The following is a 12,888-nucleotide window of genomic DNA, read 5'->3' as shown; positions in this document are numbered from 1 at the left end:
CAGGAGAGCCACATGTCAGGTCAAACCCTTTACGACAAACTCTGGAACCAGCACTTGGTGAAACAGCGCGATGATGGTACGGCGCTGATCTACATCGACCGCCAGTTGCTCCACGAAGTGACCTCGCCCCAGGCGTTCGAAGGCCTGCGTTTGGCCAACCGTAAGCCCTGGCGTTTGGATGCCAACCTGGCAACGCCGGACCACAACGTGCCCACCACGGTGAAAGAGCGCGCCGAGGGCAATAGCGGCATTAAAGACCCGGTCTCGCTTATTCAGGTGCAAACCCTGGACGATAACTGCGTCGAGTACGGCATCGAAGAGTTCAAAATCAACGACCCACGCCAGGGTATCGTGCACGTGGTAGGCCCCGAGCAGGGCGCTACATTGCCCGGTATGACCGTGGTATGCGGCGACTCCCACACCGCCACTCACGGCGCATTTGGTGCCTTGGCTCACGGTATTGGTACGTCAGAAGTGGAGCATGTATTAGCCACTCAGTGCCTGCTGGCGCAAAAGATGAAAAACATGCAGGTGCGCGTCGAAGGCGAGCTGGGCCTGGGCGTGACCGCAAAAGACGTAGTGCTGGCGATTATCGGCAAGATTGGCACCGCAGGCGGCACAGGCTACGCCATCGAGTTCGCTGGCAGTGCCATCGAGTCGCTCTCCATGGAAGGCCGCATGACGGTGTGCAACATGGCGATTGAAGCGGGTGCTCGCGTGGGCCTGATCGCCGTGGACGATACCACCATCGACTACCTCGCTGAGCGCCCCTTTGCGCCCACCGCCGAGCAGTGGGAAGCCGCCGTAGCCGATTGGCGCAACCTAGTGTCGGATGCAGACGCCCACTTCGATAAAGTGGTGACGCTGAAAGCCGAAGAGATCGAACCGCAGGTGAGCTGGGGCACCAGCCCGGAAATGGTCACCGGTATTTCAGGCCAAGTACCCGACCCGCAAGCCGCCGATGACGAAACCGTTCAGCGCAGCCACGCCCGCGCGTTGGAGTACATGGGCTTGCAGGCGAATCAGAAGATCACCGATATCAAACTGGATAAAGTCTTTATCGGCTCCTGTACTAACTCGCGTATTGAAGACCTGCGTGAAGCGGCAAAAGTGGCGAAGGGCAACAAAGTGGCCGATTCCATCAAGCTGGCTATGGTGGTGCCGGGTTCTGGCTTGGTGAAGCGCCAAGCGGAAGCGGAAGGCCTGGACAAAATCTTCATTGAGGCGGGCTTTGAATGGCGCGAGCCGGGCTGCTCCATGTGTTTGGCCATGAACGCTGACAAGCTGGGCGCAGGCGAGCATTGTGCGTCTACCTCTAACCGTAACTTCGAGGGTCGCCAGGGCTACGGTGGTCGTACTCACTTGGTCAGCCCTGCCATGGCAGCGGCAGCGGCGATTGCCGGTCACTTTGTTGATGTACGTACCTTACCCGCTAACGACGCCACACACGCGCAGGAGGCCTAAGTCATGAAAAAGTTCGAACGTTTTGAAGGCATCGTCGCGCCGCTGGATCGCGCTAATGTCGACACCGACCTGATCATTCCCAAGCAGTTTTTGAAGTCCATCAAGCGCACGGGCTTTGGCGTCAACCTGTTTGACGAGCTGCGCTACCTGGATGAAGGCCAGCCGGGGCAAGACTGCTCGAAGCGCCCGCTGAATCCGGATTTCGTATTGAACCAGCCGCGTTACCAGGGCGCTGAGGTACTGCTGGCGCGCCGTAACTTCGGTTGCGGTAGTTCCCGCGAACACGCGCCTTGGGCACTGGAAGATTTCGGCTTCAAGGTAGTGATTGCCCCCAGCTTTGCCGATATCTTCTACAACAACGCGTTCAAGAACGGCATTTTGCTAATCACGCTGGCGGAAGAAGAAGTGGATCGCCTGTTTGCTGAAGTAGAAGCTAACGAAGGCTACCAGTTAGACGTGGATCTTGAGCACCAGCGGGTGATTACGCCCAGTGGCGAGATTCTTGAGTTCGACGTGGATGCATTCCGCAAGCACTGTCTGCTGAATGGCTTGGACGATATTGGCATCACCCTGCAAGACGAAGACGCTATTCGTAGCTTTGAGGAGAAGCACCGCCAGCAGCGCCCGTGGCTGTTCCGCCAGTCAGCTTAGCGTCCACTCACCGAGTAATGGCAAGGGCAAGTCTATGCGAGGGTCTTTTGCCATGGATGGCAAAAGTAGCGCCCAGGGAGGGGTTCACAGCGCCCTCGCAGAGAGTTGCCATGGGCTATGAATATCTAAATTATCAGTGCTAAGGATCGAGCATGACTCACAAAGTGTTACTGCTGCCCGGTGATGGTATCGGCCCGGAAATCGCGGCCCAGGCGGCGCGTTTGTTACAAGCCTGCCAAGAGGCGGGCTTGGATATCGAGGTAGAAGAGGGCTTGGTGGGCGGTTCCGCTTACGATGTCCACGGCGAGCCGCTGCCCGCTGAAACCCTGGAAAAAGCCAAAGCCGCCAGCGCCATTCTGCTGGGTGCGGTGGGTGGCCCCAAGTGGGATAAACTCGAAGATCTTTCCAAGCGCCCTGAAAAAGGCCTGCTGGGGCTGCGTAAGAATCTTGGTCTGTTCGGCAACCTTCGCCCGGCCATGCTCTACCCGCAGCTAGCCAGCGCTTCCAGCCTGAAACCCGAGCTGGTAGCGGGGCTGGATATCATGATCGTGCGTGAACTCACCGGCGGCATCTACTTCGGGCAGCCGCGCGGTATCGAAGAGCGCAACGGTGAGCGTGTTGGTTTCAACACCTATGTCTACTCCGAAAGCGAAATCGAGCGCATTGGCCGCGTCGCCTTTGAGATGGCCCAGAAGCGGGGCAAAAAGCTCTGCTCGGTGGACAAGGCCAACGTGCTGGAAGTGACGATTCTGTGGCGTGAGGTCATGGAGCGGCTGGCGCCGGAGTACCCGGATGTCGAGCTGGCCCACATGTACGTGGACAACGCTGCCATGCAGCTGGTGCGCGCGCCGAAGCAGTTCGATGTGGTGGTCACCGGCAACATGTTTGGCGACATTCTCTCCGATGCCGCCGCCATGCTGACAGGTTCCATTGGCATGCTGCCGTCTGCCTCGCTCAACGAGAGCGGTCAGGGCATGTACGAACCTTGCCATGGCAGCGCGCCGGATATCGCGGGCCAAAACATCGCCAACCCGCTGGCCATGATGCTCTCCGTGGCGATGATGCTGCGTTACTCGCTCAATGAAACGGCGATGGCCGAGCGTATCGAAGCCGCCGTGGGTAGCGTGTTGGACGATGGCTTGCGTACCGCCGATATCGCCTCTGAAGGCATGAAGCGCGTCTCGACGGTTGAGATGGGGGACGCCGTGCTCGCGGCGTTCGAGCATTATCAAGCATAAAGCGAGCTTGCTAACTAACTGATTCGCCTTGTTGCTTTGTAAACAGACCGCGTCGGCCGCCCTCAGGGGTGGCCGACGTCGTGTCTGATATGTGTGTATAATATAGGTCTCATTCTTAGTTGGAGGACTTCACATGTTGAAAGTCGGTTTCGTGGGATGGCGTGGCATGGTTGGCTCGGTGCTGATGCAGCGCATGCAGGAAGATGGTGATTTTAACGGCATTGAGCCGATCTTTTTCACCACTTCTCAAGTTGGCCAGCCCGGCCCCGACATCGGCGTGGACGTGCCTCCGCTGAAAGATGCGTTTGCACTGGATGACCTGAAAGCGCTGGACGTGATCATCACCTGTCAGGGCGGTGACTACACCCAGAAGGTCTACGGCGACCTGCGCAGCGGCGGTTGGCAAGGCTACTGGATCGATGCCGCCAGCACCCTGCGGATGGAAGACGAAGCCACCATCATCCTCGACCCGGTGAACCGCAAGGTCATCGATGCGCAGCTGGCGAAAGGTGCCAAAACCTTCGTGGGTGGCAACTGCACCGTCAGCCTGATGCTGATGGGCCTTGGCGGCCTGTTCGAGGCCGATATGGTCGAGTGGATGACCTCCATGACCTATCAGGCGGCGTCTGGCTCCGGTGCCAAGCACATGCGTGAACTGCTGAACCAGATGGGCCAGCTGCGCGACAGCGTTTCCAGCGAACTAGCCGACCCGGCAAGCGCCATTCTGGATATCGACCGCAAAGTGACGGCAGCCATGCGCAGCGGTGATTTCCCCACAGACAACTTCGCTGCGCCGTTAGCAGGCAGCCTTTTGCCGTGGATCGACACCAAGTTGGATAGCGGCCAGAGCCGTGAAGAGTGGAAGGGTAGCGTCGAGACCAACAAGATTCTGGGCCTTGAGAACAACCCGATTCCCATTGATGGCCTCTGCGTACGTATCGGTGCTATGCGCTCTCACAGCCAGGCGTTCACTATCAAGCTGAAGCAAGATGTGCCGCTGGATGAGATTGAAGAGCGTATTGCCAAGCATAACGAGTGGGTTAAGCTAATCCCCAACGATAAAGATGCCACCATTGCGGGCCTAACGCCTGCAGCTGCCACTGGCACGCTGCAAGTGCCGGTAGGCCGCCTGCGTAAGCTGAAAATGGGCGGTGAATACCTCTCTGCCTTCAGCGTTGGCGACCAACTGCTGTGGGGTGCTGCTGAGCCGCTCAAGCGCATGCTGAAAATTCTGCGTGAGCAGTAAGCGGTCGCGAAACACCGGCGTTTAATCGCTAGCTAAAAGTGGGAAGCTGTTCGCAGCTTCCCATTTTTTTGCCGTGACTTATGTTTCTAATCCATGACATTCATGCAAATGTATGCGTTGAACATAACGGCATGATAAATACGCTATGATAAGAACGAACTACCTTATCTCGTCGCAATAGAATGCAGGTGTTGCATCGTGGCAGTGAATCGCAGGCAGTAGGGGCCCTACATGAAAAAGAAGCTGGCATGGTGGTTGTGGTTGCCACTGAGCGCTGTTAGCCCGTTGGCTTTAGCAGTTGGGCTTGGGCAAGCCACCGTGAATTCTCCGCTGCAATCGCCGCTAGATGCCACCGTGCCGCTGGTCGATGCCGCCGGTGTGGCGCTAGACGATGTACGCGTGGAAATAGCAAATGAAGCTGCCTTTAACGCGCTGGGCTTAGAGTGGACGCCGCTGGTCGCCAGCGTGCGCGCTGAATTACAGCATATGCCCGGTGGCCCACAGTTGGTGCTGCGTTCTGAGCAAGCGGTGAGCGAGCCATGGTTGGATCTCTTGGTCACCATCACTACGCCTGAAGGGCGGCGTACGGAAGCGATTATGCTGCTGTTTGACCCGCCCAATATGGTGAATGCACGCAGTCCATCGCATGAGCAGCAGAAAATTGCTCTACCCAATCGCCAGTCTGCCGCTTCTGCAGCCCCTGGCGTGCCAAACGGCGGTAGCACTTCCACAGCGAATAACACCGCTTATGTGGCAAGTGGCGATACGCTGTGGAGTGTGGCCGACCGGATTAAGCCCGATAATGCTAGCGTACAGCAGATGATAGTGGCGCTGGTGGATGCAAATCCGAGCGTTTTTCCCTCTGGCAATATCAATAGCCTGCGTGCTGGCCAAACGTTGGCGGTGCCGAGCCGGGAGCAGGTGATGGCGCGCTCTCCCGGTGAGGCAGCGCGTGCGGTACAAGCAATGCGGCGGACAAGTCAATCGCCGCCTGCCGAAGCGGCGGCAGAAATCCCGCAGGAAGAGCCGGGTCAGGCCACTGGTGATAGCGCTTCTGTCGCGGAGTCAGTGGCAGAGCCACTTGACGCTGAGCAGGCGCAAAATCCTGAAAGTGCGCTGGCTGGCCTTACTTTAGATGACGTCATAGAGCAGCTGGCCGAAAGCCAAGCCATGCTCCAACAAGTGCTTGAAGAGCGAGCCCAGCTGCGTATAGAGCTGGCTGAGCTACGCCAGGAGGTTGCTGCGTTAACCGAGGCGCTGAATGCCTCTCAGCAGGAGAGCCGCGCGGCTAATGCCGTCGCAACGGGGCTTTCGGTAGGTGCAGGGCGTGAGCAAGGCCAGGGCGCTTCACCTGAACCTACTGCCAATCAGGGCAGTGTGTTAGCGCCGCTGGCTGAGTATCGGTGGCCGCTAGCCAGTGCTGCCCTCGTGCTGTTGTTGGCAGGGTTAGTCTGGTCGCGCAAGCGCCGAGAGCGTCAGTGGGAAGATGCACCGGTAACCGAATGTTCCGTAACGCCTCCGCCGGCGTCTGCTGCGACAGCCTCAGGGCGCACGGAGCCGCATGTCGCGGAGCCTGCCCATGCTGCCCCTTTTGAATCACAGGCTGCTGAGCCAGAGCTGGAGACCGCAGCGTTTGATGAGGCGCCGGTAATGAAGCCCGGCATGGCTGCGCCAAATGAGGAGCCGCCAACGGTTAGTGACAGCGAAGCACCAAAAGAGTGGGAAGCGGACGACGATGACGTGTTTACACGCAGCCAAGCATCGGGATTAGCGGCACAGCGTCAGCAGCATAAACCGGATAGCCAAGATCAGGTATCGCTAGCGCCTTCGACGGCGAAACAGGAAACCAGTGCGCTCGATGATTTATCCCATGCCGATGAGCAGGAAAGCCCGAAGGAGGGCGTGGAGGACGAGATGTCGCCGCCTGATGAGGATCAGCGCTCTCAGCCCCTGGATTACTACATTGACTATAACCCCCCATCGCTAAAACAAGAGGAAATGGGTGAGGAGGGCGCGTATAACGATGGGCTGAACAGTGGCACGACAACCCCGTCTAAGAGCGCGAATCACACGCGGCGAGTGCCCGAAGAGGAGTGGGAAATCGAAGAGGTGGCATTCGAGCCGCGACGTCGGGATAATAGCTAACCTTCAAAATCCTCTAAATGACGTGGCTCGATGACGCTGTTCTACCACTTTGATGAGACACAACCGCTGGCTGGCCGTTTGGCGATGGGCGTTGAGTACGATGGCTCACGCTTTTGCGGCTTCCAGCGTTTAAAGCATGCGGCCTCTGTCCAGCAGGCCATCGAGGATGCGTTAGCCAAGGTGGCTGGCGCGCCGGTGCGTATCCATGCCAGTGGGCGCACAGATTCAGGCGTACACGCCACGCGCCAAGTGATTCACTTCGACCCGCCGGTACAGCGCACCGAAAAGGCCTGGATCTTTGGCGCGAATACCAATCTGCCCCGAGACGTGGCAGTGCGTTGGGTGAAGCCGGTGTCCGACGACTTTCATTCGCGCCTTGGCGCGCTGGCGCGCCGTTACCGCTATATCTTTCTGAATCAGATCAGCCGCCCGGTCATGGAGCGCCACAACGTCACCTGGTGTCGCGACCCGCTGGATGCCGATGCCATGCATCGTGCTGCCCAGGCGTTGGTTGGTGAGCATGACTTCAGTAGTTTTCGTGCCGCCGGTTGTCAGTCGAAAACCCCCTGGCGCCAGATGCACTTCGTCGAAGTGAAGCGTTACGGCCCGCTGGTGGTGATCGATATCCAAGGTAATGCCTTCCTGCATCACATGATCCGTAACATTGCCGGAGCGCTGGCCAGCGTTGGCCGGGGGGCGCAGGACGAAGGGCATATTGAGCGCCTTCTGGCGATGAAAAATCGCCAGAAGGGCGATGTCACGGCGCCTGCCTGCGGCCTGCATTTCGTCGACTCCATCTACGATGAGCGTTTCGAGCTACCCAAAGAGCCGCTAGGCCCGAATCTACTCGCCTTTACTGGGGAGTGGACCGGAGAGCGCGTATTGCCGGAAAGCCCTCGGGTGGCCGCAAGGCGGCGGCTGACGTTCTCCAAGCAAGCGAAACCTGAGCAGCAGGAGACTTCCTCATGAGCCAGCTGATGACACGCACGCGTATCAAATTTTGTGGGCTCACTCGCCCGGAAGATATTGCCAAAGCGGTGGCATTGGGTGTCGATGCGCTAGGTTTTGTGATGTGGCCGAAAAGTAGCCGCAGCATTACCCCTGAGGCCCTGCGGGTACTTGCCGCACAGGTGCCTGCGTTTGTGACCCGCGTGGGGCTATTTGTGAACCAGCCTACCGAGCTGATTGAGCAGTGTCTGCCGCATTTAGATCTTATTCAGTTCCACGGCGATGAGTCGGCGGCGTTTTGCCAACAGTTTGGGCGACCCTGGATTAAAGCGCTGCGCATGCGTGATGACATCGACCTACACGAGGCGGCAAAAGAGTACGCGGCGGCGCAAGCGCTGCTGTTAGATGCCTACCGTCCGGGCGTGCCGGGTGGAACTGGCGAGACTTTTGATTGGTCTAGAATCCCCGCAACCTTGGAAAAACCTGTTATCCTCGCGGGTGGGCTAACAGCCAATAATATTGCCGCCGCGGTGACTCAGGTAGCGCCGTATGCGGTTGATGTTTCAGGCGGTATTGAGGCATCCCCCGGTGTTAAAGAGGCCGAGTTAATGGCCGCTTTTGTTCGTCATGTGGCGCAGGCCAATACGCATTAAGCGTTACCACCTGCGTGCACTCAGAATTACGATGCGTGGCTCACCGCGAACGTGGGCGCGCTAGACGTTTGTTCATTCATTTTTGCCTTTTCTGGCGATCTTGTGAGGTATGCCTGTGACTGTCTCAGCAACTGAAACCAAGTTCAGCGACCTGACCCGAATGCCGGATGCCCGTGGTCATTTTGGCCCCTACGGCGGCCGGTTTGTGTCAGAAACCTTAAGCTTTGCCCTGGAAGAGTTGGAGCAGATTTATCTGAGTTTGCGTGATGATCCGGATTTTCAGGCCGAGTTTGATCGTGACTTGGCTCACTACGTGGGCCGTCCATCTCCGCTTTATCATGCAAAGCGCTGGTCGGAGTCGTTAGGCGGCGCGCAAATCTGGCTGAAGCGGGAAGACCTCAACCACACGGGCGCTCATAAGGTTAATAACACCATTGGTCAGGCGCTGTTGGCGAAAAAGACCGGCAAGCCGCGCGTGATTGCTGAAACCGGTGCTGGCCAGCACGGCGTTGCCACGGCCACCGTAGCCGCCCGCTTGGGCCTTGAGTGCGATGTCTATATGGGGGCTGCCGATGTGCAGCGCCAGAAGCTCAACGTTTACCGCATGCGTCTGTTGGGTGCCCGTGTCATCCCGGTGGAGTCTGGCACCCGTACACTTAAAGACGCCATGAACGAAGCCCTGCGCGATTGGGTAACGAACGTGGATAATACCTTCTATATCATCGGTACCGTGGCGGGCCCGCACCCATATCCGCAGCTGGTGCGTGATTTCAATGCCGTGGTGGGCCGCGAAGCCCGTCGCCAGTCACTAGAGCAAATCGGCCGTTTACCCGATGCGCTGGTCGCCTGCGTGGGCGGTGGCTCCAACGCGCTGGGTCTCTTCTATCCGTTTGTAGAGGATGATGCAGTGGCCATGTACGGCGTAGAAGCCGGTGGTGACGGGGTAGAGACAGGCCGTCACGCCGCACCGCTCTCATCTAACGCGCCGCGTGGCGTGCTGCACGGCAACCGAACTTACCTGATGTCGGATGAGGCGGGGCAGGTGTCGGATACGCACTCGATTTCTGCAGGCCTGGATTACCCCGGCGTTGGCCCCGAACACGCGCTGTGGAAAGACGTGGGCCGGGTTAACTATGTAGCCGCGAACGATAAAGAGGTGCTGGAAGCTTTCCGTGAGCTGACCCACATGGAGGGCATTATGCCCGCTTTGGAGTCTGCCCATGCGTTGGCCCATGCCAAGGTGCTGGCTCCCACCATGCGCCCGGATCAGCATATTGTGGTGAACCTCTCGGGTCGTGGTGATAAAGACATCATGACCGTTGCGAAAATCGACGGCATCGAGTTTTAAGGGCTAGCATGAATCGTATTGACCAGCGTTTTTCAGAGTTAAAGCAGCAGGGGCGTAAAGCCCTGATCCCTTACATCACCGCAGGCGACCCGGCACCGCAGTATACCGTTGGCTTTATGCATGCCTTGGTAGACGCGGGCGCTGATGTGATTGAGCTTGGCGTGCCGTTTTCAGATCCCATGGCCGATGGCCCGGTGATCCAGAAAGCCTGTGAGCGGGCGCTGAAGCAGGGCACCCGGCTGGTGGATCTGCTGGAAATGGTGGCCGAGTTTCGCCAAACCGATACCACCACCCCCATCGTCTTGATGGGCTATCTCAACCCTATCGAGCGCATCGGCTACGAGGTGTTTGCCGATAAAGCCGCGAGTGTTGGGGTGGATGGTGTGCTGGTAGTTGATATGCCACCAGAAGAAGCCGATGAGTTCGGCCCGCTGCTGAAGGCACGTGGCTTGGCAGCGATTTTCCTCGTTGCGCCTACCACTTCCCATGCCCGTGCCGCTACAATATGCGCCCACGGTGAGGGCTACCTTTACTATGTTTCGCTAAAAGGTGTCACCGGTGCGGCAACGCTGAACGCTGAAGACGTTGCCGAGCACCTTGCGCCACTGCGTGATATGACCGATTTACCGCTTTGCGTTGGTTTTGGTATTCGCGATGGTGTGACGGCTGCCGAAGTGGCAAAAGTTGCCGACGGCGTGATTGTGGGCAGTGCACTGGTTAACCGTATTGCCGATAGCGTCGATGCGCCTGAAACGATCGCCGGGCAGTTAAAAAGCGTGCTGGCAGAAATGCGCACCGCGATGGACGCCTAAGCGCGTTCCCTCATCGTCTACACTGAATTGATTGACGACACTCATCAGGCTTGGCGCTGCCAAGCCTTGACGTACACGGAAGCCTTTTTGATATGAGCTGGTTAGACAAGATCGTGCCCTCCATGGGGCGTATCCAGCGTAAAGACCGTCGTGCCAGCGTGCCCGATGGTCTCTGGCGTAAATGTCCCAAGTGTGAAGCCGTTCTCTACCTGCCTGAATTAGAGAAACATCACAGCGTATGCCCCAAGTGTGAGCATCATTTACGCTTAACGGCGCGCAAACGCTTGGACTGGTTCCTGGATAAACAGGGGCGCGAAGAGATCGCGGCAGAGATTGAGCCGAATGATCGCCTCAAATTCCGCGACTCCAAGAAGTACAAAGACCGCCTGACCGCAGCGCAAAAAGAGACTGGCGAGAAAGACGCGCTGGTGGCGATGCGCGGCGAGCTGGATGGCCTGCCGATCGTTGCTGTGGCGTTTGAGTTCACCTTTATGGGTGGTTCTATGGGCGCTGTGGTGGGTGAGAAATTTGTACGTGCCGCCACCATCGCTCTGGAAGAGGGCATTCCGTTGGTCTGCTTTGCTGCCTCGGGTGGTGCGCGTATGCAGGAAGCGCTGTTCTCGCTGATGCAGATGGCGAAAACCTCAGCGGCCCTTGAGAAACTCAAGCAGGCGGGCGTGCCCTATATTTCGGTGCTGACTGACCCCGTGTTTGGTGGTGTTTCGGCTTCCTTGGCGATGTTGGGCGACCTAAATATTGCCGAGCCCAACGCGCTAATTGGTTTTGCTGGCCCCCGTGTTATTGAGCAAACCGTGCGTGAAACGCTGCCGGAAGGTTTCCAGCGCAGTGAGTTCCTGCTAGAGCACGGCACGGTGGACATGATTGTTCACCGCCACGATATGCGTGCCCGCGTGGGTGGCGTGCTGCGTAAGCTGACACATCAAAGTGCTAACCCGGCTGAAGGTGATCTGCCCGAAGCTGAGGTGGTTGAGCCGGTGGCCAATGAAGAGCAGCTAGCGGAAGCGGCAGAGACATCTGCTCAAGCCGATTCTCGTCACGCGACGAGCGATGACGCTTCACGCAATGCCTAACACCTTAGCCGAGTGGCTTCACCACCTTGAAACCCTGCATCCCGTAGGGATCGATATGGGGCTGGAGCGTGTTTCTCTGGTGGCCAAGCGTATGGGGTTGCTAGAGCGCCCCATCGCGAAACAGGTCATCACGGTAGCAGGTACCAATGGCAAGGGGTCTACCCTTGCCATGATAGATGCCGTCGCTCGTGCCCACGGGTTGCGGGCGGGTACTTATACCTCTCCGCACTTGCTGCGTTACAACGAACGCGTGACGGTAGATGGCCGGGAAGCCAGCGACCAGCGTTTGGTGGAAGGCTTTCAGCAAGTAGAAAGCGCCCGTTTACAAGAGCCTTCAATTAGCCTCACGTATTTCGAAGCTGGCACGCTGTGTGCGCTGTGGTGCTTGGCTAATGCCACATTGGATATTGCGATTCTGGAAGTGGGGCTGGGCGGCCGTTTAGACGCGGTGAATATTATTGACGCGGATGTGGCTATCGTGACCACGATTGCGCTTGATCACGCGAATTTTCTAGGCAACGATCTTGAACAGATCGGGCGAGAAAAGGCGGGTATTTTTCGCCCGCTAAAACCCGCTGTGCTAGGTAGCCAGTCGCTTCCGCCAAGCGTGTTGGAATCAGCAATAGCGATAGCGGCCCATAGCTACGCACTAGGCACCGCCTTCAGTCATAGCGCTGGTGAGACGGTAGGCAACCCCTGGTGCTGGCATGGCCTTACTGCCGATGGCAGTACACTTTCGCTGGATGGTTTACCAGACCCTGGATTGCCAATTGATAATGCCGCCACGGCGCTTCAAGCGCTGGCCTTAGCGGGTGTCACTTTGCAGTTAAACACGGTGCGCAAAGCGCTGCGTACGGTAACGCTCTCCGGGCGAATGCAGTGGGTAGGGCAGTGGTGTTTGGACGTAGGGCATAACCCTCATGCGGCACACTACGTGGCCCGCCGTTTGCCAGCACCACCAAAAGGGGGTCGTCAGTGGGCGTTGATTGGTATGCTTAACGACAAAGATGCCGACGGTGTGATTCAGGCGCTTTTGCCAAGTATCACGGACTGGGTGTGCGTTACCCTTGAAGGTGAGCGTGGCCGTTCTGCAGACGAGTTAGCCAAACGTATTACGTCGCTGGGCGGACACGTGTATTATTGCGCCGACTCCCCCGCAGCGGGGGCTGCCAAGCTTGCCAAGCAGCTAGCCCCAGAGGACCGCGTGCTGGCCACCGGCTCATTCTTCACGGTAGCTGAGTTACTGGCCATGCCACTGCCGCAAGCAACGCCGCGGGCACGCTAAGCTTGAT

11 protein-coding genes are annotated in these 12,888 nt (G+C 58.1%); all 11 read left to right on the top strand.

What is annotated here, in order from left to right; all coding sequences use genetic code 11:
- The first annotated feature begins 12 nt into the window (after positions 1–12).
- Entirely contained in the window at positions 13–1,464 is a 1,452-nt protein-coding gene (gene leuC, locus BMY49_RS00850; protein WP_044628340.1) for a 3-isopropylmalate dehydratase large subunit, read from the top strand.
- A 3-nt stretch (positions 1,465–1,467) separates the two neighbouring features.
- Positions 1,468–2,115, top strand: coding sequence for a 3-isopropylmalate dehydratase small subunit (leuD, locus tag BMY49_RS00845; protein WP_089674533.1), 648 nt, complete (start codon positions 1,468–1,470; stop codon positions 2,113–2,115).
- Positions 2,116–2,267: 152 nt separating this feature from the next.
- Positions 2,268–3,353, top strand: a complete 1,086-nt coding sequence (leuB, locus tag BMY49_RS00840; RefSeq protein WP_089674531.1) for a 3-isopropylmalate dehydrogenase — start codon at positions 2,268–2,270, stop codon at positions 3,351–3,353.
- Between the two features lie 133 nt (positions 3,354–3,486).
- On the top strand, positions 3,487–4,599 hold the full coding sequence (asd, locus tag BMY49_RS00835; protein WP_062375079.1) for an aspartate-semialdehyde dehydrogenase: 1,113 nt from the start codon (positions 3,487–3,489) through the stop codon (positions 4,597–4,599).
- Positions 4,600–4,830: 231 nt separating this feature from the next.
- The gene (locus BMY49_RS00830; protein WP_089674529.1) at positions 4,831–6,744 is read left to right on the top strand and encodes a FimV/HubP family polar landmark protein; all 1,914 of its coding nucleotides are present in this window, start codon (positions 4,831–4,833) and stop codon (positions 6,742–6,744) included.
- Between the two features lie 30 nt (positions 6,745–6,774).
- The gene (gene truA, locus BMY49_RS00825) at positions 6,775–7,713 is read left to right on the top strand and encodes a tRNA pseudouridine(38-40) synthase TruA (RefSeq protein WP_089674527.1); all 939 of its coding nucleotides are present in this window, start codon (positions 6,775–6,777) and stop codon (positions 7,711–7,713) included.
- Positions 7,710–8,345 (top strand): phosphoribosylanthranilate isomerase, encoded by a 636-nt coding sequence (locus tag BMY49_RS00820; RefSeq protein WP_089674525.1) that lies wholly within the window; start codon positions 7,710–7,712, stop codon positions 8,343–8,345. Before truA ends, BMY49_RS00820 begins: the two co-directional genes overlap by 4 nt.
- Positions 8,346–8,454: 109 nt before the next feature.
- Entirely contained in the window at positions 8,455–9,693 is a 1,239-nt protein-coding gene (trpB, locus tag BMY49_RS00815; RefSeq protein WP_054644957.1) for a tryptophan synthase subunit beta, read from the top strand.
- Between the two features lie 8 nt (positions 9,694–9,701).
- Positions 9,702–10,505, top strand: coding sequence for a tryptophan synthase subunit alpha (gene trpA / locus BMY49_RS00810; protein WP_054640833.1), 804 nt, complete (start codon positions 9,702–9,704; stop codon positions 10,503–10,505).
- A 92-nt stretch (positions 10,506–10,597) separates the two neighbouring features.
- Complete coding sequence (gene accD, locus BMY49_RS00805) at positions 10,598–11,596, top strand: acetyl-CoA carboxylase, carboxyltransferase subunit beta (protein ID WP_044628331.1); 999 nt, start codon at positions 10,598–10,600, stop codon at positions 11,594–11,596.
- Positions 11,574–12,881: a bifunctional tetrahydrofolate synthase/dihydrofolate synthase gene (gene folC, locus BMY49_RS00800; RefSeq protein ID WP_244154873.1), complete on the top strand. Its 1,308-nt coding sequence runs from the start codon at positions 11,574–11,576 to the stop codon at positions 12,879–12,881. Before accD ends, folC begins: the two co-directional genes overlap by 23 nt.
- Positions 12,882–12,888: the final 7 nt, after the last annotated feature.

This window comes from Vreelandella aquamarina (assembly GCF_900110265.1).
Lineage (GTDB): Bacteria > Pseudomonadota > Gammaproteobacteria > Pseudomonadales > Halomonadaceae > Vreelandella > Vreelandella aquamarina.
Note: the sequence above shows the minus strand (reverse complement) of the source record. Positions and strands in the feature narration are given on the sequence as shown.